A 21,554-nucleotide genomic window follows, 5' to 3' on the forward strand; every position below is an offset into this window, starting at 1 on the left:
TAAATTATCAAGGCGCAGGGGTGCGCCTTAAGAAATTCAATATAGGCACTTGCCCCCATGCTGGTAGCGTAATTTTTTTGCGATCGACATAGTATCCAGCCGCATACCTATTCTGAGAATAAGAAAAAACCGATAAATATGCAGTATCAAAGTATTGTGGTCCTGACTGGTGCCGGAGTTTCAGCGGAATCCGGGATTCGCACCTTCCGCGGAGCCGATGGCCTGTGGGAAAACCATCGTATTGAAGACGTTGCTACGCCGGAAGCCTTCGCGCGTAATCCCCGCCTGGTGCAGCGCTTTTACAATGAGCGGCGCCGTCAATTGCTATCGGGTGAAATCAACCCCAATAGCGCCCATCATGCACTTGCAAGACTAGAACAAGAGTTCTCAGGAGAATTCCTGCTGGTCACACAGAATATTGATGATCTACATGAAAGAGCCGGTAGCAGCAATTTGATTCACATGCACGGGGAGCTTCTGAAAGTGCGTTGCAGTACTAGCGGCCAGCTGTTTCCTATCGACTCAGACCTGGATACAAGCGACCTTTGCCACTGTTGCGCCCTGAGGGGCACCTTGCGGCCCCACGTAGTCTGGTTTGGGGAGATGCCCCTTCAAATGCGTAGCATTTACGATGCCCTGAGTCGGTGCGACCTATTTATCAGCATAGGTACCTCTGGCAACGTTTATCCCGCAGCGGGCTTTGTGGAATGTGCCAACCAGGAAGGTGCCCACAGCGTGGAACTCAATTTGGAGCGCAGCAGTGTTGGCGATGCCTTTGCCGAGCACCGCTATGGGCCCGCCTCTGAGGTCGTGGATTATTTTGTACGAGATCTATTGGGCTAAAATCCTTACGGTTCTTCCACAGCTGCTTCAGTTTTCGATTTACGCTCAGCTTTAGCACTACTATCGGCACCATAACGCTGTAACAAAGTTGTCACATCTCCGCGATTGCGTATCACGATATAAAGCCGATCGTACTCATCCAACTCCCTGATTGGCCGCCCCTTATCACCGCCCAACAGCTCCACCAGCTTTGGAGTTGTATTACTGTGACCCACAACCAGCACCCGCTTACCGGCCTGATCGAATTGCCGTGCAAATTCCTTCAGTTTACGGGGATTATACGTCTGAATCGGCAGGCCCAACTCCGCAGCTAGTGGCTCTGCGGTCTCTTTGGTACGGACATAGTCAGTACTGTACACCGCATCAATACCCACCTCGCCAAGTACGCGTGCCAGCTGCTTGGCGCGCTGCCGCCCAGCTTCTGTCAGGTGCGGGTTTATTCCACTTTCCAGGCCCCGCTGCTTCTCAGCATGGCGCACTAAATAGATAACCTGGCTATCAGTAATTGCAGTTTCACTCTCAGCCCAAGCCGCCATTCCAAACAGGGCCAGGAGTGCGCAAGTAAAGCGAACCGTTAAACGGGACAACACGGATTAATACTCCCTATCAATAACTCAGTAAGACGTTATGCAGGCAATGATAGAGCAAGTAAATCGGAATGCGATAAAACGCAGGAGTATGCGCTCAATATGTAAAGAAAAGTAAATATATAGGGAAGGATATCCGGTGCCAATAAAACGGCACCGGACTAGCGATCAAAAAGAGATTAGATCTTCCACTCTTTTACAGTGTCCAATCCATACTCATCGATCCACTGGCTTAAAGCCTTCGGATTACGCTTTTTCTTTTCCACAGTGGCACCGGTATAAGGGTTGCGGTAGTGGCCGGTTTCCAGCTTGGGCTCCGCAGACTTACTGGCGGGCGCTGCACGACGACCGCGACGGGGAGAATCTCCCTCTTTCTTCAGGTGACGGGCAACACGGGACTTAAGAGTCTGAACAAAGTCCTGAGCATCCTCATCACCCAGCTGGCCAACCAGCCATTCAACAATTTGCTGACCGCGGGCGACGAAGAACTCTTCCTCTTCCATCTGGTATTCCGCAGCCAAATTAACCAGCGCCTTATCGAAAGCGATTACGCCATCTTTTTTACGTTCTGCCTGGGCCATTTGCTCCTGCAGCTCTTCGATTCTCGCCTGGTGTTCGGCGATTTGTTGTTCAAGTTGTTCGTATTCCTGAAACATTCAATAAACCTCAACGACGGTTATTAAAAAATACAGAGGAAACCCTGTGACGGCAATCGACACAGAGTCGAGTCCCGGGTATTCGAAATATAAAAATTTGTAAACAACAGCGTTAACCGATTGAGTGCGGTTAAGAACTGTAATATTCGACACATTACGAACGGGCCGAAACAAAAAAGTAGATACCGCTGCGCAGGTGGACTCCAACGCTAGATATAATCGGCAAATACATTATTTAAAACTAACCGAGTTCAGCCAAAAGTGGTGATATGCCCGAATGGCTGGTTATATTTCTCGGCTGAGGTCGCGAATAATAAGCTTTCGCCAATAAATATCAACTGTTTACACACTGTCATTTGAATATAATATGGATCTTCGCCCGTATCGCTACTAAAAAGTAACAAAGGCGGGGATATCTCCCTCAATGAAGGGATATTCAACTGTTCCTGTATTGGCTATATTGTACCTGCAGTCGCCAATTGCAAATTACTATGCTGGTCATTGCAATAGAGTTCATTGCCAAAAACTATTGGATACTTATTGTCAGCTATGTCCAATCCCCACAATATCCATCATATGCCCACACTTGCGGCATTAATGACGCCCTTTCCCTACCACATTGATATCGATGCCACTGTCGAGGACGCTTTGGCTGTGATGGAGGAGCACAAGGTACGCCATTTACCAGTTACTCGAGCGGGTGAACTGGAAACTGTTATCTCCAGGGGAGATATAGAACGCGCTAATGCACCCGGCCATCGCCTGGAAGAGCAGCAGCTATACGTGCATGACCTCTGTGCACGGCGCCCCTTTATCGCCGATATCCACGACCCTCTCGATAAAATCCTGTTGGCCATGGCCGATACCGGGATCGGCTCGGTATTGGTAATGCGCGAGGGAGAACTGGTGGGTATTGTGACAGTGACCGATATATTGCGTTTTTGCAGTAACTACATGGCGGAGTTAGCCCAGCCGGTAGACGATTCCATCGCCTGATTTCGGTAAAAAAGCAATTTCACAAGGGCCAGACCCACAACAGCATGGGGATACTGACTAATACGACCAGTATCTCCAGAGGCAGCCCCATGCGCCAGTAGTCACCGAAATCAAATCCTCCCGGTCCAAGGATTAATGTATTGTTCTGGTGTCCGACCGGAGTCAGAAAAGCACAGGATGCGCCGATGGCCACTGCCATCAGGAAACTGTCCGGGTTTACTGCCAGCTGCTCCGCAGTGCTGAAGGCGATGGAGCACATCACCGCCGCAGTCGCGACATTGTTCATAAAATCCGACAGGGTCATGGTGACAATCAAGATCAGCGCTAATGCCACTACCGCACTGCCCTGGGCCAGATTATCCAGCAATACCTGCGCTAACAGGTCTGCGGCACCAGTGGTTTCTATCACGTCCGCTACTGCAATCAGGGTACCCAGCAATACGATTACCGAGCCATCCAGGGACTCATAAATATTTCGTAACGGTACAACCTTCAATGCCATAAACGCCAATACGCAGGCAGCAAATGAGATCGCAGCGGGAATTAAACCAAAAGCAGCTCCCCCAACCGCCAGTGCCATAGCAATTAGTGCTATGGCTGACTTTTCCTTATTCGGCATACTGATATCCCGCTGTGCCAGGGGGACGCAGCCCTGCTCGCGGGCGAAATGATTCAAGTTGTCATCTGCCCCCATCATTAACAGGGCATCTCCGGCCAGTATCGGGGTAGAGCGCAACCTACGCACTGAGCGACGTCCCCGCCGGGAGAGAGCTAACAGGTGAATCTGGTAGCGCGCAGACAGATGTAAGAATTGGATAGAGCGCCCAACCAAAAGGGAGTTGGGCATCACCACGAGCTCACGCAGCTGCATTTCCTCACGGTGATTAGAGTTTTTTTCCTTCTCTGCCGATTTCTCTTTACGCCCAGCTGTGGCTTGACTCATTTTATCTTTCAATTCTTCTTTATCTTTCTGCACACTCTCCGATTCCCCCACCATCTTGAGACCGAGGCTCGACAAGCTGGCCGTAAGGGATTCGGGTTCAGCCTCAATAACCAGAATGTCTCCGCTGTGCGCTCGGTGCCAAGGAGTAGCTGGCGAAACTCGGGCATCGTTATGAACAATCCCTACAACCTGAGCATCTTCAGCACCAAGCAGTTTTCCAATCTCGCGAAGGCTCTTACCTGCAGCGGCACTCTTTTCGCCTACAACCGCCTCGGTAAGGTAGGTACCTGTGTCAAAACTGGAGGCTCCAGCCTGACTGCGCCCCGGTACTAAGCGCCAACCAATCAGACCGATGAACAGCAGTCCAACGACCGTCACTAGTAGGCCCACCGGAGTAAAATCAAACATACCGTAACTGCCAGCACCTGCACTGGCACGAAAGCCCGATACCACCAGGTTCGGTGGGGTGCCAATCAGGGTAGTCATACCGCCGAGAATAGTGGCGAAGGAGAGCGGCATCAGAATTTTGCCGGGAGCTATATTCTGTTTCTCAGCCATATCGGCAGCCACTGGCATCAGCAACGCCAAGGCACCAATGTTATTCATAAAACTCGACAGAAATGCGCCGAGACCGGTAAGCAATAAAATACCCAAGGTGATATTGCCGCTACGCGGTACCACTCGCTGCGCCAGAGCATCCATTGCCCCGGTGTTTTGCAGGCCTCGGCTGATGATTAACACGCAGGCCACAGTCACCACCGCAGGATGTCCAAATCCGTTAAAGGCATTCTCAGCAGGTATTAAGCCGGTAAACACACAGGCAAGCAGGGATGCCAGTGCCACCATATCGTGTCGCCAAGGGCCCCAAATAAACAGCGCAATGGTCACCGCGAGGATGGCTAAAATAAGCAACTGGTCGAGAGTCATAAATTAGGTATGTCCTGAACACAGCATTCGCGAGAATTTCGTCGCGATGACTTATTCAGGGTATACAAGGAACAGTATCGAGCGAGCAATTGAGTGTCAGAACACTGATAGAATCAGTGCCGCTATTTCCAAAGGCAACTCTGTCAGCTTCACCCTTAAATAGAAGTGATAAGTAATCACACATCCCTATGCGATATTAATTATTGATTCATCGATGCGTTAATTCGCCAGGGAAAAAGTGACCGCGCGCTCCTCCAGCGGGTAAAAGATTGTACCCACTTTGATACAGACCCGGCTGGTACTGCAGGAAAACCAACCCGTATACCCTGTTACCTGAAGACTCCTATGACTGCTCACCATCTGCTGGAGCAGGCGTTGGGCCCAGGGCCTCAGCTCCTTACCATCATAACCAGAGCCACAAGCACAGACATGCAGGTTAACGAAGTTAGCCGGTAAGCCTTCCTTGACCAAAGTGCTCGCCAATTGGGTTGGCGTATAGGTTTTCCACTCACCACCCTGCCATTGCGCCATACCATTTACGTATACTTTCTTTTGTTTGTTATTACCACTATTGCGTTGGGCCCCAATCATCTTTCCATCGGGTGCACCTGTGCCATGGGTAACTATGTAAAGAGTGTCAGCTGAGGTGAGTTTACTGAGACACTTATCCACCCATCGGTACATAGCCTTGCCAACTCCGGAAGTCACCTTATTGGCGAGGATCTGGTTTGCAGGAATATTCCAGGCACCGGCCAGATCTTTTGCAAATTCCTGCATTTCATCGCTGTTAACTGGAATGTAGATATATTTTTTTGCCATTTCTTACATTTTCCCTGGAGTTGCGCATATTTTTCCAAATTACACACTGAATTTCTACTCAGGCTGAGTGAAAATGCCACTGGCAATCAGGAGAAACATTCATCCCCGGTAATATTCAACGCTGACTCTGAACAGGAGCCAGGAAAATCAATAATAATTTTCCCTCCTGAAATTCATGCACATTAATGAACCACAAAAAAATCAGATAATCAATCCTAAATTCAGGTTAGAGGTTGTACCTACCCCGTAATTGTTTTTCATCCTTTAACTTAGCAGCAATCCAAAAACAATCAGTTGCAATCCCTATTTGAAGATAGGGGAAATTCACTCGCTATATTAGTTTTACACAGCACCAGCTAACGCTTTTATAATTATTTTTTACCATATTTTTTGGACCTCCTTATTTTGTGCACAACTTACCACCAAATTCACCTTTGACGACATATCTTGCTCCACACTTTCACGAGCTGCCAATTCTCCAATATGATGCTTTTTACTGATGACTGCCTGGGCAGGAAAACCTCAAAAGATAAGAATCAAAAATAAAATTAGGGGAACATAAAAAATATGACAAAAATAGAAGAGGCGGACGCTCAGATTAACTTTTGCACATGGTGTAAATATCAGGTTACTTCCAACTAACGGCCTACTACATAAGTTACATTTTCAGACAGATAAATATTATTACAGTTTATTGAAAATTTTTTCTAAATTACACTTCACGAATAAAAATTCACACAATCAATTTTCCAGTAAAGAGTTTTTCTCTCGGCAGAAATAGATTGATTGACAATAAGGCTTACCTCTCCATATTAGGGAAAAGTACAGCCTCTAATAAGTTGGTTAAAACTACTAAGCATTTATACCCTCAAATAAGCTGGTAACAGCAAAACCTGCTGCCTGTTCCACACTGGCCTGCCCCTGACCGATCAACCACCAAGCTGAGTAAACCTGGGCATCAATCATTGAACTTATCCACTCGATGGACAAATCCTTGCGAATGTCGCCATCTTTTTGCGCCTGTTCTATCAGACTCGTTAAATCATCCAACTGCTGACCATAATACGCCAGCACTTCTAAATCACCCTCTGCGATATTCCACAGAGATAGCAGGAAATGATAACTATCTGCCAGGGGCATCAGAGCCTCGAGCCCCCTGCGCACCTTTTCCCGAGCCGAGAGCTTGCAATCTGTATAGATGGGCCGCAGAACCTGGCTGGTTAACTTAAAACACTCTCTGGCTATCTCCAGGATCAACTCCTCACGGGTTTCAAAGTGCCGGTAGAGGGTTGCCCTTCCCACCCCGGCAACCTCGGCTACTTCTTTCAGGCTGGCTTTTGGGTTCTTCATCAGTAGCTCCTTGCCGGCTTCAATAAGGCGGGCTCGGGAGCAACTGACTCTGGAATCATTGGTATTCATAGCAACTCTTTTTTGAGACACAGTTGTCTCATTAATGTCTGACGGTTATGATACATAAATGTCTCATAAAAATTTTACACTGTGAGTGGCTCCATGAGTATTGATGATGAAGACTTGTTATCCGAATATCGACGCACGGCCAATTCCCAGCTTCCTAACGCCCACTGTTTGCCCTTCGGGGCATATACGTGCGAGACCATATTTCACAGGGAAATGGAGAGCATCTTTGAAGGGGGTTGGGCGTTTGCCGCTGCCGAAGCAAGCCTCTCTAAACAGGGAGATTACTGTGCCATTAATATTGGACGTATACCTGTAGCTGTGATTCGTGGGGCAGATGGACAGCTGCGGGCTCTGTCCAATACCTGCCGGCACAGAGGCACACCATTGCTGGATACCGGCTTGGGCAATGTTAATAAGCGCATAGTCTGCCCATATCATGCTTGGAGCTACAGCCTGGAAGGTTCTTTACTCGGAGTACCCTTCACTGGAAAACAGGAGGTGAACAAAGCCAGGCACTGTCTACCTATCTACCCGGTAGAAACCTGGAATGGCCTGGTATTTGTAGATGTCAGTGGTCAGGCACCCCCCCTCTCAAAACAGCTTTCCAGCTTATCGAATTACCTGCCAATCCAACAGCTTGACGTTTTTGATGCATTCGAGCCTGGCAAAACCGAGTATTGGTCTGCCAACTGGAAAGTGGTGATGGAAAATGCCATGGAGAGTTACCACCTGTTCAAAGTACATCGGAAAACCTTAGAAACAGTCACACCAACCCAAGATGCCTACTACACCGCGGGCTGCAGCAGATGGGCCCTGACTGGAGGCACAATCAAGTCCTTTCTTGGCTTTGGCAAGCCAGAACATTACCAACTACTGATGCTGCCTCCTAACTTTGTTGCCATTATCGATCCTGTCTCTTTTAGCTGGATGTCCGTTATTCCACGCCATGCGGGTGAAACAGAGGTCCAATCCGGTTCACTGATTTACAACGGCCATGGCAGCAATCGCTCTACCCGTAAATTTACGGACAGATTCTTTGCCGAAGACCAATGGATTTGTGAACGAGTTCAACGAGGTATGAACTCATGCTCTGGAAAAGGCGGCACTCTAGTTGAGGCAGAGCGCATTGTTGTGGATTTTCACCACTTTCTTGCTTCGCGCCTATTTGGCTGTCCCAGTATCCCTATTTATCGAACATCTACGAGCCGGGAGAGTAGAAATTGAAACTTTGTCATGCCTTACTTTTAACAGGTGTTATTGCCGGCTCAGTGACTTTTCTTGCCTGGGCCCAGCCTTTAGCTCCTGAAACAAGAGCACATATAACCAATGCAGCGAGTGAACCAGGAATTGCCACAAAATCTGATGCTAAATCCTTAACGCAATCAGGTTCAGAGATTCTTCCAAAAAGAATCTATGGCATGACCCGCTTCATTGCTTTGGAAAACGCTGGTAACCTGGTTGAATTACTATTGCAGCGCGAGGATGTATACACTCGGCTTAAACCGGGCCCTCATAAGATATTTATTATCTACCAGAAATTTTCGAAGAACTACCATGAAGCCCGGGTAACGGTAGGGTTACCGAAGGAAAGCTTCTTATTTCTGAGCAACGTCAGTGAGCCCATACCGGATGGTGATGTCACCCACATTGGAGGAAGCACGGATACTTCCCCAGATGGACTTGAAGGGCACTGGCAACTGGTTCACTTTGGCCCAACACTGCAAGCAGTCATTGAGAAATATACTCTGTCAGAAGACGGGATTGTTCGCTCTGTTGATATATATCAGGTTAATGAGAAACAGTGACATGAACTTTTTAACTGCAATGTTTACCCAGGAACAGATTGAACACTTAGAGGTGTGGGTGAATGATGGCTTCTTTTTACTGGCTATGGTGGTATTTGTATTCGAACTGCTACGTTATGCTCTCAAGCGCAAACTGACCCTAAACATGCTAGGCGATTCGGCTAGCAACTTCATTACCCTGGCTGCTTTTATTGCAATTACCTCATTAATTGCTGCGCTTTTTTATGTGGCCGCATTTTTCTTTGTTTTTGAAAATTTCAGCATCGTCCAACTACCCATTACCGGCTGGACCATCATGGCCTGCCTGATCCTTGCTGATCTGGCTTACTACTGGGAGCACCGCTTTGCCCACAGAGTCAATTTGGCCTGGGCTTCCCATACAGTGCACCACAGCTCACCCTATTTTAATATTTCTGTAGCCTACCGATTTGGACCACTGGATGGCTTGTTGCCTTTTTTCTTTTACCTGCCATTAGCCATGCTCGGGTTTAATCCACTTCTCATTTTCTTTAGCGAAATGATTGTGCAGGTTTACCAAACATTACTGCATACTGAGGCAGTTAAAAAACTACCTAGACCGATCGAATGGATTTTAAATACCCCATCCCATCACCGGGTGCATCATGCTGCTAACCGTGAGTATCTGGATAAAAATTATGCCGGTATTCTAATTATTTGGGACCGGATTTTTGGAACCTTTGCTGAGGAAAAATCAACTGTGCGGTACGGGGTTTTTCCCAGAATTAACAGCATCAACCCGTTTACCATCTTTTGCCACGGCTACGCCAAGCTATTCCGGCAGCTTTGGCAGGCTAATAGCTGGAAAGCACGCTGGCATCTATTGATAAAATCCCCTGAGTGGATATGGAAACATCACCAGAATCGCAATAGTTTTCAACAAAATTAAATACTGTGCACCAATAAAGGCAGATTTTTCTATCTGTTAACTATAAATTAAATGGTTCTATCTCATAAGCTATTTTGACCATTTTTTGATAAGTGATACTCACGAACAAGCCTGAACTAGTTAACAAAGACAAAGCGATAATTGCACCCTATTTATTCTCATAATTTAATCTGGCATCAATGTGGCAGAGTATTTCTCCTAAAATCCCAATAGAGAAACAGAAGTAAAAGAGATCCATTTTATTACGCTCAACAATTTCTCAGGAACAGCCCTGCCACTCGCTATATTTGTTGGATATTCCATATTACATACGGACTATTAGTGCTTTTTTACCATCGACAACATATCTTATCTTCCATATCTCAGTTTTCCTCACTCCGGCGAATGACTTTCAAAGCCAGGATATTCTCTTCAGGCATCTGGTTCACAGAAGCGGCATCAAGTATCTTATCGATATTCCCCATATTAATAGAGAGGCTTCCATTGCGGCAGGGTACATCCAATTACCGAGAAATTTTCCTCCGTGATACTCCACTACTGGATGTGCGCGCACCGGTAGAGTATCAGCGTGGGGCCTTCCCCTCTGCAGAAAACCGTCCATTACTGGATGATCACCAACGCGAACTCATCGGCACCGAATACAAACGGCGAGGACAGCAGGCCGCCATAACCCTTGGATGGAAACTCGCCACTCAAGAGGTGGTACAGGCACGTCTCACCGCCTGGGAGGCTTTTCTCGATGAGCACCCACAAGGCTATCTCTACTGTTTTCGTGGTGGCCTACGCTCACATACTACTCAGAAACTGCTTCGCGACGCAGGTTTTGATTACCCTCTGGTAGAGGGTGGTTACAAAGCTATGCGCAACTACCTTCTTGGTGAACTGGAAATCCAAAGCCGGCAGTTATCATTTGCTGTTATTGCTGGCCATACCGGCAGTGGAAAAACGGAACTGATCCAGTCGGCCAGTCGAGCTCTGGACCTGGAGGGCATAGCCAAGCATCGTGGTTCCAGCTTTGGTCGCACCGGATACAAGCAACCAACGCAGATCAATTTCGAAAACCAAATCAGTATCGACTTACTCAAGCTGGCACAAACCTCTGAAAGGGTTTTTATCGAGGATGAAAGTCACCTCATCGGACGCTGTGCCCTCCCCCCCGCCCTGCAAAGCGCAATGAAAGCAGCACCACGTATTCTGGTTGAGGAACCCGTAGAGAATCGTGCCCGCCGTATTGTGCGCGATTATATCAGTGAGGCCTTACCACGTTTTGGCGACACTGAATCCCCTGCTGCGGCACTTGGAGCGGATCTGCATAAAAGCTTGGGGAAAATACGCAAACGCCTAGGCGGGCTGCGCTATCAGCAATTAGACACACAACTGGCCGAAGCCAATGGGGAGCTACAGCGCAGTGGCAACAGCGACGCCTATATTCCATTGGTGATGGCACTGCTGAAGGAGTATTACGATGGGAGTTATAGCTATCTGATGAAGAAGCGTGATAGTGAAGTCCTATTTCGCGGTACCTACGCTGAAGTGAAAGCCTGGTTGGCAGATTCGGAAACTCTTAGCCCCAATTAACTTTCACCCAGCACGATTACCGCAATAATCAGAAGCTACATATCAAGCCTTATGTGCCAACCGATTCAATTTAAAGCGACGCAGCATTATCCAGTCCCGAAGTCCGCGGGGCAGCCAGCGTGCCAACCAGGGCAATAAGCTACTGCGGTTTCCAATGCGTACCAGAGTTCGTGGTCGCTTTCGAAGTAACTCACGCACCAACTTACGTGCAAGCGTGCTGGCCAGAGTGGCATTTTGCTGCGACTCCTGTGCGCGAGAGCGCACGGCCTCCTCCTGGCGCTTATATAAAGAGTCCGGCGGCAGTAACCCGCGCAGTGATACCTCTGCATGACGGCCAAATTCCGAGGCGATAGCCCCCGGCTGCACCGTCATCACGCGAATGCCAAAAGGCTTTAACTCGAGACGCAGTACTTCGGAAAGTGAGTGAAGGGCAGCCTTGGAGGCACAATAAGCACCAGAGAAAGGTGTCGCCAGTACGCCGGATACCGAACCAATATTACAAACAACACCACCCTTGCCGGCACGCATTAACGGCACACAGGCGCGGATCAGTGCAAGCGGTGCGAATACATTAGTGCGAAACTGATTTTCCAGGGCCCGAGTATCCAACTCCAGCAACGGCCCCATCTGGCCATAGCCGGCATTGTTGATCAGAATATCGAGGCGACCATAGGCGGCTTTAAGAGCGTGAACAACGCGGTTTATATCCGCCTGGCTGTTTACATCCATGGCTTCAGTGGCAATGCCCAAATCAGCAAGCTCCTGCAAGCTCTCCGGACGCCGCGCCGTGGCAATAACAATTGTACCGCGACGATGCAACGCCAGGGCCAGCTCACGCCCGATACCGCTGGAACATCCGGTAATCAGTGCGACTCGGTCTGGCGCCACATAGCCCCGTCCGATCTGGGCCAGGCTCTCAGCTGCAAAGCCCTGACTTGAAGTGCGAAAGCTGGATACTGGCGGTCTGTTCACGGGGACTACTCCGTTAACTGTTCCAAAACCTCCGGCTGAACTTGTGGGTGCTCAATCAACCCAAAAATATTGCCGTAGGGATCGAGAAAACTTGACATCAGCACGCCCTCGCCAACATCCACCACATCGCTATGTTGTCGCGCACCCATGGTTCCGAGACGTTCGACCTGTGTGGCCATATTCGCAACCGCCCAATAAGCGACCACGCCATCCGCACGGCTGATCGCACTGCGCGCGTCTGGATTCAAGCCCAGTTCACATTGGCCAATTCGAAACCCCACATAACACTCACTATCAAAATAGGGTTTCTGCTGCAGTAATTGTGTGTACCAGTCTTTGGCTTCAGCAATATCTGTTACACCGTAAATAACCGTGTGCAAGCCGAGAATCTGCCCCATTTGAGACACCCTATTGTGTGATTTTTATCCACTGATGGGGCACTATGGCGCAGCTTACTGCAGTTCCTGCTCCAGCTGCTCCAACAGGTCGAGTGGTTCCAGCTCCACTCCCTCCAGTTCAACATTCCAATTTAACCCTACCAGCAGCACGTCTTCATGCATACCGGTAAGCCAATCGTCCATAAACTCTTCCAGATCGATAGCTACAGCTTCATACTCGGCCCAATCACCTTCACAGTGCATCTCAGCAAATTCACGCTGCGACCAAAACGGCATTACTTCAGTCTGTGCACGTTTTTCTGATTCACACAGCGCAAAACCCTCTTCCCCCTGTAGTGCCCAAACACAGCCCTGCTCAGCAGCCTCAGGCAAAAAGCGCGCACAGTTCTCTTCAAAATCATTCGTTAGGGGTGCACTTTGCATAACATCTTCGCTTAATGGATTTGCCAGCAGTGTACGTTAGTTTTCTCTTCGCACCAATGCAGTAACCTGGCGTAATTTTCCCGGCCTGGCCTTAGCGAGGCTCACCAGCCATTTTTAACTTATGCATAAAACCCAGCTAATTTTTTCTTTATCTCGAATATTTTTGCTTAGACAATTATCGGCTTAGGCATCCCTTTCAAATACCGCCATAGATTCAACGTGATCGGTATGGGGAAACATATCCATGACACACGCCTTTGTCAGGTGGTAACCGAGCTGTGTCAAGGCCTCCGCATCCCGCGCAAGGGTTGCAGGATTACAGGACACATAGACAATTTTCTTTGCATTAAAACTCGCAATACTCCGCACAGCCTGCAAAGCACCACTTCGCGGCGGGTCCAGCAGAATCTTATTAAAGCCGCCCTGGGCCCAAGGCTGATTTATTATTTCCTCATTCAAGTCTGCTGCGTAAAATTGCACATTATCCAAAGTATTCAGCTCGGCATTCTCTACACCGCGACGGGTGAGTGCCCCCACGCCCTCAATGCCAACCACCTCGCCGGCACATCGCGCCAAAGGCAGGGTAAAGTTCCCCAGGCCACAGAAAAGGTCCAATACCCGCTCATCGGGTTGGGGATCCAGCCATTGCAGGGCTCTACTTACCATTTGGCGATTAATTTCGAAATTGACCTGGATAAAGTCCAATGGCTGGAAACGCATGGTGAGATCAAACTCTGGCAGCGCGTAACTGAGGAAGGCCTCCCCCTGCTCCGGCCATAAACGTCGAACTGATGTCGAATCACCAGGTTGTATATACATGTGTATACCAGATGCTTTTGCGAAGCTTATCCAGCGCTCTCGGTCACCTTCCGATAACGGCTTTAGGTGGCGCAGTACCAGAGCCGCAACATCATCACCCACAGCCACATCCAACTGAGAAAAATAGGCTTTGCCATCGCAGTCAGCCACAAGCTGTTTTAACGTCGGTATTTGTCTGGCAATTGCCGGGTGCAGTACATGGCATTCATCGATATCCGTCAGATCATTACTGCGTTTTTCACGGAAGCCAAAAATTAACTCTTTCCCCCTACGGGATTTTAACTGGCGAATGCCGATACGTGCCTTGCGCCGATAGCCGTAGGATGCAGCAACCAAGGGCGGTAATATCTCTTTGGGCTCAATACCAGCAAAACGAATAAGTTGGTCCAGCAGGATTTTTTGCTTCTCAATAATCTGCGCACCAATTTCCAGGTGCTGCAGAGAACAACCTCCGCAGAAGTTGATATGAGGACAGCAAGGCGTGCTACGCTGAGGTGATGCCTGCAAGATTTCCACCGCTGAGCCCTCATCGAACCGGGCCCGACGAGCGCTATAACGAAAAAGTACTTTTTCACCAGGCAAAGCGTTATCGATAAATACAGTTTTCCCCGCAACGCGGGCAATGCCACGCATATCATGGCTGAACTTCTCTACGCAGGCTTCGGCCTGCGCCGGCAAATTTTTTGTCACCGGCTTGCGCGAGGTAATAAAACGCGGTTTCTTGCTCATGTTAATTAATTGAAGAATTCGAAAGATCTGATTTGTACTGATATTTTTTACACAGTGAGGCGGTGGCCATTATCACGGAGCCAACGGCGCAATTCTTTGAAACGGGGACAAACACTTTGCACCAACACCCAAAAGTCACGGCTGTGATTGTGATGTTGCAGATGGCAGACCTCATGGGCAATGAGGTAATCCACTACAGGTTCCGGAGCCAGACAAACCAACCAGTTGTACTGTAGCTCTCCACGGATACTGCAATGCCCCCACTTGCTTTTAGTACGCCGTACCCGCACTGAAGAAAATGTCAGCCCCAGTCGATCCGCCACCAACTGGGACTTTTCCGTTAACAGGACCAGTGCTTCGCGCTGATACAAGCGCTTCAAAGCTCCTTGAAGTTGCTCCTGTTCAGGAAATTGGGTGCGGGTATAAAGAAGGATTGCCGCTTCACCAATTCCTGCTGCTTTAGTACTAGAGGCACGCGCAAGTGGCAATGACCTGCCGAGCCATGGAAATCGCTCACCAAAAGCATATCGGTAACGCGGCACCTGGGATGCCCGCTGACTGGCGGCCAGTAATTGGGCTCGCACCCACTGAATATTGTCCTGCAGAAACTGATGGCCATGGCGAGCTGCACAGCGCTGAGGGATACGTACCTCTACCCCTGACTGCGCCAATATCAATCCCAATCGCTTGCGTCGGGGTGAACGCACCAAGCGATAGGGAATATCCTCAAAAATAAATTCATCCGCCTCACTCATTGGAGGCACCCCAAAAAATTTGGCATCTGCTAGCCACCGTGAGCCACCACCGCCATGGTGATTCGGGAAATACAGCTTAACTTGCCATTGGGTGCATAAATCAATATTTCCCAAACCTGGCTGCTTCGTCCAATATGCACAGGCTTAGCCCGGCCAGTAACTTCACCCTCCGGCACCGGTCGCAAGTGGTTGGCATTAATCTCCTGCCCAACACAGTAGTATTTATTGGGATCCACCAACAGGTTGGCACCAATAGATCCCAGAGTCTCTGCCAGCACCACATTAGCACCACCGTGTAAAATCCCAAAAGGCTGGCGTGTACGGTGGTCCACCGGTAGTTTACCCTCTAAGTAATCTTCACCAATTGCCGTAATTTCCAAACCGAGATAGCCGGGCATGCAGTTAGCACTGCCCTGATTAATCTCTTCCAAGGTCGGAGTACTGTGCCAAATTGCCATGAAAAACTCTCTAGAAATGAAATCGTAAAGGTGATCATCTGAGTTTAACCACTCGGTAGCACACCACCGTTAAACTCACCAATAAAAAAAGGCGGAGGAGAAAAAACCACGGGGATAAAGACCGGGGATAAAATAACGAGGACCGAAAAGCCCATAGCGATGCAGCTCCAAATCCAACATGCGTATCTCCCACTCGAGCCGACTGTGCTGGAAATACAGGGCGCGGCGCTGGCTGTCACTGTCAGTGTGCCGGAGGGCATAATGCAGAGAGTAAAGCTCCCGCTCTAAGTTGTCGCGACGCCACAATAAGTTTTGATACTGTTGTTCGATACGGTATTCAACGAGTCCACGCTGGTAATTTTCGACGAAGAGATCAGCAGTAGGGCCTGTACATACCCCTTCATACTTGTACCCCCGACGCCCTTGCCGATAACCATTATCCGGGGTGCAGAACTGCTCTATACCTTCCTCATGACCGCGCAACCAAGCCTCATTATCCACATAGATTTCGTAACTCAGGCATTCCTGAGCCAACTCCTGCACCAGCAGCGGGGAGCGTCCGCGGGCACCGTCCTGAACGCCACGCTCATACCAGAGCCCAGCGCGGCACTCATCTTCGGAAATTACTGCACAACCACTTAACACAGCAGCAAAAATAAGTAGGTATAAACTCACTTTCGTAGGCATAGGGTCGGCCTCCCGTATTAGTTACTGTTCTCCCACAATAAAAACTCAGCCGAAACGTTTATCAGCTACGAAGGGGTTGGTTTTACGCTCCTGGCCAAAAGTCGACATAGGGCCGTGCCCAGGTACAAAGCGTACCTCGTCACCGAGCGGCCACAAGCGCTCCTTGATCGAGCGTATCAGAGTATCGTGATCTCCCTGGGGAAAGTCTGTGCGTCCGATAGAGCCAGAAAACAGCACATCCCCCACCAGGGCAAGGTTACTGGGACGGTGAAAAAACACCACATGGCCCGGCGTGTGGCCGGGACAGTGATAAACTTCCAGCTCTTCCTCACCCACAGTAACGGTATCACCCTGCTCCAACCAACGATCCGGAGTAAAAACTTCCACCGCGGGAAAGCCAAACATCTGGGCCTGCATGGGCAGCTGTTCTATCCAAAAATTATCATCTTGATGAGGGCCCTCAATGGGTAATTGCAGCTGCCCGGCTAGCGCAGCTGTCCCCCCCACATGGTCCAAGTGGCCGTGAGTAAGGAGTATCTTCTCCAACTTGAGGCCGCGCTCCTCTACAGCGGCAAGGATCTTGTCAATATCACCGCCAGGGTCCACTACCGCAGCGCGCTTGCTGTCCTCGCACCAAAGCAATGTGCAGTTCTGCTGAAAGGGAGTAACCGGGACCGAATGAAATTGCAGCGACATAGGTATCCTTAATGGGATCAGTTACAGGGAACAGAGATTATACCGTGAGTACCCGTTGAGATCGCTGAGCAGGTGCCGAACCTCCACGCTGTCCGTTTTGCAGCAGCGCGCGCAAGTCCCCAAGCAGCTGTTGCAGCACCAGGTCACTGGACCAGTAATCTTCCAGAGGCAACACCTGTGGACCTTGGCTACCCATATGGGAATCACTTAGTGGACGCGTCTCATAATCTTTAAACACGGCCTGGTTATAAGTAGGGCTCAGTGGCTTTAGGGGCCAACCAAATAAATCATCGGGGTGATAGAAGTTCTTCCAACGAAATCGATAGCCGCGGGAGTCCGCGGTGACCGCCTGGATCTGCTCACGCCCCCTGCCAGCACACCAGAGCGGATTACTGGCTCCGAGGGTGTACCAGTAGCTCAGGGTCTTCAGTCGCAGGAAGCGTTCTCGCGCAGAACCCTTACGCACACCTCCGGGACCACCATCACGCCAAATCCCATGGCCAACACTCGAACGCTGGGCATCCCAGAGGTAATTGGAAAAACTGACGCAACCGAAAGAATGACTTAATAGCACCACCGGTGTTCGCTCACCGGCCGCTGCTGCAGCCTTTTGCAACATGCGATAAATCGCCCCTTGGGTTTTCTCATAGGCTCCATCACGCTGCTGGATATCTCCCAATTGGGCTGCGCTCTGGGCCATAGTACAAAGCAAGAATTTGCGCGCGCGCAGATAGTCCATCTCGCTCTTGCACATCCCCTGGAACACCCGATCTGTATTGCCCTGAAGGGATTCCACTGCCGTCAGGGTATCGCAATACAAGCGCGACCAGTCACCGCCGAGAGCATCTTTTAACGCCGAGAATAATGGGCTCGCAAAATCCCTGGGGGCCACCCCGGCTCCCGCAACGGCCAGGACTACAATATCTGCCATATTTGCCTCTTCTTATTATTTTTGTTGAATTGGCATCAGACCCTCTGCACACCCGACAGTGATCCAAATTGAACTCACTGCGTAAAAATATGTTGCGTATTTTGGCAAAAATAATCCGGTCAGGAGGACCGGAAATTGCCGCTATAACAATGCGCTAGAAGGTGATTAATCTGGTCGGTAAGACCAGTTTGCACGCCAGCTTTCGGGGGCAAAGGGACGTGCCCCTGCCGGCGGCTAATCTTAAGGGATCAGTGTGACTAATTTGATCCGCCCAGTAATATACTGCCCAAAGTCAAGTCCGCGCCAGTCTTAATCGAAACAAATCTACCAATTCTACCCCTGCCCCCTGTCGCAGCGCTGTAACATTAGCGCTTTCCTGGTGCATAATAACCTTTGTACAAAAATCAGACGTTTAAAACGATCCCGCCCGCAGCGATGCTATTAACCTCCAAATACAGCCTGCCGGATTGCCCCGAGCACACACTGGCGCGCCCCCGCCTGCTTTCGTTACTTAACGACGGTCACAGCGACCAGTTGCTGTTGGTAACTGCACCGGCGGGCTACGGTAAAACCACACTTGTCACCTCCTGGGCCTCAGGCCAGGATAACCCGGTGGCCTGGTATACCCTGGATGCCAGCGACAACGAACCGAATCAATTCTGCCGCTACCTTGTGGAGAGTGTGCACCGCGCAACCGGCAACGGCGTACCCCAGACCTACCAGTTGCTAACAGCACCCCAGTGTCCGGACCCAACCTCTGTCGTCAGCCATTTGCTGGCTGAATTGCGCGGACTGCCTTGCGAGCTGCGCATAGTGCTGGACGATTATCACCAGATCGATAATCAGGTAGTACACGACACAACCCGTTTTCTTCTGCGCCACGCCCCCGCCGGTGTGGGCGTCGTCCTCACCAGCCGCAGCCAGCCGCCCCTGGGGCTCGCTACCCTGCGTGTACAGGGACGCCTACTCGAGCTGGGCAGCGATGCCCTGGCACTCACTACCGAGGAAATCGCCCAGCTGCTGAAGCAGCGCCTGCCATTTAACCTGGACGCTGATCGCGCCGCCCAACTACAGCATTTAAGTGAGGGCTGGCCCCCGGCTGTGCAACTATTCACGCTCTCTGTACGCGACCGCGAAGAGGTCGACCGTTACCTGGCAGAACTGGAGCAGGGCCATAGCCATATTCTCGACTACCTCGCCGAAGAAGTACTGGAACGGCTTGAACCCCAGCTACGTGAGATGCTCGCATGTACCTCAATCCTCACCCGCGTCAATGCCCAGCTGGCAGAGCGCCTGAGTGATCGCAGCGATGGCCAGCAAATGCTGGAAAGTGCGGCCAGGCGTGGGCTCTTCCTACAGGCACAGGATTCCAGTCGACGGTGGTTCCGTTTTCACCCAGTGTTTGCGCGTTTCCTGCAGCGTCAACTGAGCGACCGAGATCAGTTGCAGCATTTACACACCATTGCCTGCGACACCTGGCAAGAGCTGGGCCAGCCGGTTGAAGCCCTGCGTCACGCCCTCGCCGGTGGTGACCGCGAACGCCTGCGCCAGCTGCTGAACGAGCAGGGAGAGCGGTTACTGCGCGGGGGCCAGTCCCGCCTGTTGCGCGATTGCCTTGAATGGCTGGGCGCTGAAGAGCTACAACTCAATGCGCGATTTACCCTGCTTTCAGCCAAGATGGCGCGGGAAAACTTTGAGTACGACCAGTGTGAGAAGAACCTCGCCGCCACTGAGAGCTGGCTGCAACGCCAGGATCCGCAGCAATGGCACCAGTATGAGGGTGCCTTTGCCACTATGCGCGCCCAGGTCGCTATCGCCCGCGGCCAAACCCTACAAGCCAAGGAATACGCTGAGGAAGCCCTGGGGCTGTTGCACCGTGAACAGCTGGGGGAGCGAATTTCCGCATTACTGGTGACCGGCGAAACCAGCTTCTGCCTTGGCGCATTGGAACAAGCCCTTGCACATATGCAGGAAGTGGAAGCCCTGGCTATTGCCGAGAAAGATATTCCCAGTGCCGCGTGGGCCATCTGCCAGCAGACCGAGATCGCTTTCGCCCAGGGTCTTTTGAAAAAATCCGCCACCCTGCAGGAAAAGGTGTACAACCTGGTGCAGAAACACCACCTTTCCACCCTACCAATTTCCGAGTTTGTCTGTCGCCTGCGCGGCCAATTGCAGTGGGAGTGTGGAGACCTGGAAGGCGCCGAGCGCTCCGCCCGCCGCGGAATGCAAATCAACCGCAAAGTGGGAGAGCACTGGCTTTTGCCTGAATACACCCTATTGCTGAAAATTGCTCAGGCGCGCGGCGAGAAAGAGGAGTCCCAGGAATGGCTCGACCGTATTGAGCGCCTGCTCTCAGACGAACGCTATCATCGCGACTGGGTTGCCAATGCCGACGCCACCCGTATCCGCACCTGGCGCGCCCTGGGCAATCAACAGGCTATTACCACCTGGCTGGAACAGGCCGAACCGGTAGCCGACAGGCCCAGCAATCACTTTGAGCAATGTCACGGACGCAACCATGTACGCGCATTGATTGAGCTACATCGCTGGTCTGACGCCAATCGCTTGCTGAGCCGCTTGCAGCAGGTCGCCAAGGAGTGCGGCCTGGTGACGGACCGTCTACGCAATCGGGTATTGGAGTCCCACCTGCTTTGGCTGCGCGAGCGGCACAGCGAAGCAGTGGAAGCCATTTCCGTGGCGCTGCAGTTGGCCGCCGGGCGAGACTTCCGCGCCAGCTTCCTGCAGATCGGTAAACCACTGATCGTCATTCTGAAGGCCGCCCTGGAGCAGGGTCTGGAGGAGGCAGAAGCCACCAAGGCGCAGGAATTGATTCGCGTGACCCAGCAACAGCCTGAACTGGATGGTGGCATTCGAATTGAGCTGGATGACACCATCATCCGGGAGATTCTCGCCAGCGATGCGGTACCCGATTTTCTGCGCCATTCGCCACTGACTCCCAGGGAGTGGCAGGTACTCAATGCCATTCACTCGGGGCTATCGAACGAGCGCATTGCGCGTCACTTCAAGGTGGCACCCAGTACTATCAAGACCCATATCCGCAGCCTCTATCAGAAACTGGATGTCAAAGACCGCCAAGAGGCCATCGCCCTGGCCGAGCAAATGCTGCGTTCAGTGCAGGATCGCCCCTGAGACCACTCACAGCACAAGGATGTACTGACGCATTCCCACCGCAGCTCACTATAATT

The 21,554-nt window shown here is 50.7% G+C and carries 21 protein-coding genes; 7 read left to right on the top strand and 14 right to left on the bottom strand.

Annotated elements, in window-relative coordinates:
* Nucleotides 1–93 precede the first annotated feature (93 nt).
* On the top strand, nt 94–843 hold the full coding sequence (gene cobB, locus ACJJJB_RS16530) for a Sir2 family NAD+-dependent deacetylase (RefSeq protein WP_445366289.1): 750 nt from the start codon (nt 94–96) through the stop codon (nt 841–843).
* A 5-nt stretch (nt 844–848) separates the two neighbouring features.
* Here cobB and ACJJJB_RS16535 read toward each other — a convergent pair whose 3' ends face one another.
* Nucleotides 849–1,433, bottom strand: coding sequence for a SixA phosphatase family protein (locus ACJJJB_RS16535; RefSeq protein WP_020414423.1), 585 nt, complete (start codon nt 1,431–1,433; stop codon nt 849–851).
* 176 nt (nt 1,434–1,609) lie between these two features.
* Complete coding sequence (locus ACJJJB_RS16540; RefSeq protein WP_020414422.1) at nt 1,610–2,086, bottom strand: DNA binding protein; 477 nt, start codon at nt 2,084–2,086, stop codon at nt 1,610–1,612.
* A 549-nt stretch (nt 2,087–2,635) separates the two neighbouring features.
* On the opposite strand from ACJJJB_RS16540, the gene ACJJJB_RS16545 reads away from it, so the two are divergent.
* Entirely contained in the window at nt 2,636–3,082 is a 447-nt protein-coding gene (locus ACJJJB_RS16545; RefSeq protein ID WP_245556713.1) for a CBS domain-containing protein, read from the top strand.
* Nucleotides 3,083–3,101: 19 nt separating this feature from the next.
* Here ACJJJB_RS16545 and ACJJJB_RS16550 read toward each other — a convergent pair whose 3' ends face one another.
* The 3 genes from ACJJJB_RS16550 to ACJJJB_RS16560 all read right to left on the bottom strand — a co-directional run bounded on the left by ACJJJB_RS16550 (nt 3,102) and on the right by ACJJJB_RS16560 (nt 7,211).
* Nucleotides 3,102–4,952: an SLC13 family permease gene (locus tag ACJJJB_RS16550; protein WP_445365177.1), complete on the bottom strand. Its 1,851-nt coding sequence runs from the start codon at nt 4,950–4,952 to the stop codon at nt 3,102–3,104.
* A gap of 219 nt (nt 4,953–5,171) precedes the next feature.
* Nucleotides 5,172–5,771: a hypothetical protein gene (locus tag ACJJJB_RS16555; protein ID WP_445365178.1), complete on the bottom strand. Its 600-nt coding sequence runs from the start codon at nt 5,769–5,771 to the stop codon at nt 5,172–5,174.
* 852 nt (nt 5,772–6,623) lie between these two features.
* A complete protein-coding gene (locus ACJJJB_RS16560) occupies nt 6,624–7,211 on the bottom strand; it encodes a TetR/AcrR family transcriptional regulator (protein ID WP_445365179.1) in 588 nt (195 codons plus the stop codon).
* A gap of 72 nt (nt 7,212–7,283) precedes the next feature.
* Here ACJJJB_RS16560 and ACJJJB_RS16565 point away from each other — a divergent pair, with 72 nt between their 5' ends.
* The 4 genes from ACJJJB_RS16565 (at nt 7,284) to mnmH (ending at nt 11,480) form a co-directional block, all read left to right on the top strand.
* Nucleotides 7,284–8,414, top strand: a complete 1,131-nt coding sequence (locus ACJJJB_RS16565; RefSeq protein ID WP_445365180.1) for an aromatic ring-hydroxylating oxygenase subunit alpha — start codon at nt 7,284–7,286, stop codon at nt 8,412–8,414.
* A gap of 44 nt (nt 8,415–8,458) precedes the next feature.
* Complete coding sequence (locus ACJJJB_RS16570; RefSeq protein ID WP_353375600.1) at nt 8,459–8,995, top strand: hypothetical protein; 537 nt, start codon at nt 8,459–8,461, stop codon at nt 8,993–8,995.
* Nucleotide 8,996: 1 nt separating this feature from the next.
* Nucleotides 8,997–9,902 (top strand): sterol desaturase family protein, encoded by a 906-nt coding sequence (locus ACJJJB_RS16575; protein WP_020414415.1) that lies wholly within the window; start codon nt 8,997–8,999, stop codon nt 9,900–9,902.
* Between the two features lie 483 nt (nt 9,903–10,385).
* Nucleotides 10,386–11,480, top strand: coding sequence for a tRNA 2-selenouridine(34) synthase MnmH (gene mnmH / locus ACJJJB_RS16580; protein WP_020414413.1), 1,095 nt, complete (start codon nt 10,386–10,388; stop codon nt 11,478–11,480).
* A gap of 42 nt (nt 11,481–11,522) precedes the next feature.
* On the opposite strand, the gene ACJJJB_RS16585 is transcribed toward mnmH, so the two are convergent.
* The 9 genes from ACJJJB_RS16585 to ACJJJB_RS16625 form a co-directional block, all read right to left on the bottom strand.
* A complete protein-coding gene (locus ACJJJB_RS16585) occupies nt 11,523–12,452 on the bottom strand; it encodes an SDR family oxidoreductase (protein WP_020414412.1) in 930 nt (309 codons plus the stop codon).
* Nucleotides 12,453–12,457: 5 nt separating this feature from the next.
* On the bottom strand, nt 12,458–12,850 hold the full coding sequence (locus tag ACJJJB_RS16590; protein ID WP_020414411.1) for a VOC family protein: 393 nt from the start codon (nt 12,848–12,850) through the stop codon (nt 12,458–12,460).
* A 54-nt stretch (nt 12,851–12,904) separates the two neighbouring features.
* Nucleotides 12,905–13,273: a DUF2750 domain-containing protein gene (locus ACJJJB_RS16595; RefSeq protein ID WP_020414410.1), complete on the bottom strand. Its 369-nt coding sequence runs from the start codon at nt 13,271–13,273 to the stop codon at nt 12,905–12,907.
* Between the two features lie 183 nt (nt 13,274–13,456).
* The gene (rlmD, locus tag ACJJJB_RS16600; protein WP_445365181.1) at nt 13,457–14,821 is read right to left on the bottom strand and encodes a 23S rRNA (uracil(1939)-C(5))-methyltransferase RlmD; all 1,365 of its coding nucleotides are present in this window, start codon (nt 14,819–14,821) and stop codon (nt 13,457–13,459) included.
* 47 nt (nt 14,822–14,868) lie between these two features.
* On the bottom strand, nt 14,869–15,576 hold the full coding sequence (locus tag ACJJJB_RS16605) for a M48 family metallopeptidase (protein ID WP_445365182.1): 708 nt from the start codon (nt 15,574–15,576) through the stop codon (nt 14,869–14,871).
* Nucleotides 15,577–15,605: 29 nt separating this feature from the next.
* Nucleotides 15,606–16,034, bottom strand: coding sequence for a hotdog fold thioesterase (locus ACJJJB_RS16610; RefSeq protein WP_020414407.1), 429 nt, complete (start codon nt 16,032–16,034; stop codon nt 15,606–15,608).
* A gap of 75 nt (nt 16,035–16,109) precedes the next feature.
* Complete coding sequence (locus ACJJJB_RS16615; RefSeq protein WP_445365183.1) at nt 16,110–16,721, bottom strand: DUF2799 domain-containing protein; 612 nt, start codon at nt 16,719–16,721, stop codon at nt 16,110–16,112.
* A gap of 45 nt (nt 16,722–16,766) precedes the next feature.
* Entirely contained in the window at nt 16,767–17,417 is a 651-nt protein-coding gene (locus ACJJJB_RS16620) for an MBL fold metallo-hydrolase (RefSeq protein WP_020414405.1), read from the bottom strand.
* Nucleotides 17,418–17,454: 37 nt separating this feature from the next.
* The gene (locus ACJJJB_RS16625) at nt 17,455–18,348 is read right to left on the bottom strand and encodes a hypothetical protein (RefSeq protein ID WP_445365184.1); all 894 of its coding nucleotides are present in this window, start codon (nt 18,346–18,348) and stop codon (nt 17,455–17,457) included.
* A gap of 435 nt (nt 18,349–18,783) precedes the next feature.
* Between ACJJJB_RS16625 and malT the strand changes: the two genes are divergently transcribed.
* Nucleotides 18,784–21,498: an HTH-type transcriptional regulator MalT gene (malT, locus tag ACJJJB_RS16630; protein WP_020414403.1), complete on the top strand. Its 2,715-nt coding sequence runs from the start codon at nt 18,784–18,786 to the stop codon at nt 21,496–21,498.
* The last annotated feature ends 56 nt before the right edge of the window (nt 21,499–21,554 follow it).

Source organism: Microbulbifer variabilis, from assembly GCF_052468405.1.

Bases quoted from the DNA above. Each gene is read 5' to 3' on its own strand.
- ACJJJB_RS16590 (WP_020414411.1), bottom strand. From the start codon at position 12,850: ATGGGGCAGATTCTCGGCTTGCACACGGTTATTTACGGTGTAACAGAT.
- ACJJJB_RS16595 (WP_020414410.1), bottom strand. From the start codon at position 13,273: ATGCAAAGTGCACCCCTAACGAATGATTTTGAAGAGAACTGTGCGCGC.
- ACJJJB_RS16545 (WP_245556713.1), top strand. From the start codon at position 2,636: ATGTCCAATCCCCACAATATCCATCATATGCCCACACTTGCGGCATTA.
- ACJJJB_RS16615 (WP_445365183.1), bottom strand. From the start codon at position 16,721: ATGCCTACGAAAGTGAGTTTATACCTACTTATTTTTGCTGCTGTGTTA.
- ACJJJB_RS16620 (WP_020414405.1), bottom strand. From the start codon at position 17,417: ATGTCGCTGCAATTTCATTCGGTCCCGGTTACTCCCTTTCAGCAGAAC.
- ACJJJB_RS16610 (WP_020414407.1), bottom strand. From the start codon at position 16,034: ATGGCAATTTGGCACAGTACTCCGACCTTGGAAGAGATTAATCAGGGC.
- ACJJJB_RS16540 (WP_020414422.1), bottom strand. From the start codon at position 2,086: ATGTTTCAGGAATACGAACAACTTGAACAACAAATCGCCGAACACCAG.
- rlmD (WP_445365181.1), bottom strand. From the start codon at position 14,821: ATGAGCAAGAAACCGCGTTTTATTACCTCGCGCAAGCCGGTGACAAAA.
- ACJJJB_RS16550 (WP_445365177.1), bottom strand. From the start codon at position 4,952: ATGACTCTCGACCAGTTGCTTATTTTAGCCATCCTCGCGGTGACCATT.
- malT (WP_020414403.1), top strand. From the start codon at position 18,784: ATGCTATTAACCTCCAAATACAGCCTGCCGGATTGCCCCGAGCACACA.
- ACJJJB_RS16625 (WP_445365184.1), bottom strand. From the start codon at position 18,348: ATGGCAGATATTGTAGTCCTGGCCGTTGCGGGAGCCGGGGTGGCCCCC.
- ACJJJB_RS16575 (WP_020414415.1), top strand. From the start codon at position 8,997: ATGAACTTTTTAACTGCAATGTTTACCCAGGAACAGATTGAACACTTA.
- ACJJJB_RS16565 (WP_445365180.1), top strand. From the start codon at position 7,284: ATGAGTATTGATGATGAAGACTTGTTATCCGAATATCGACGCACGGCC.
- ACJJJB_RS16605 (WP_445365182.1), bottom strand. From the start codon at position 15,576: ATGAGTGAGGCGGATGAATTTATTTTTGAGGATATTCCCTATCGCTTG.
- ACJJJB_RS16555 (WP_445365178.1), bottom strand. From the start codon at position 5,771: ATGGCAAAAAAATATATCTACATTCCAGTTAACAGCGATGAAATGCAG.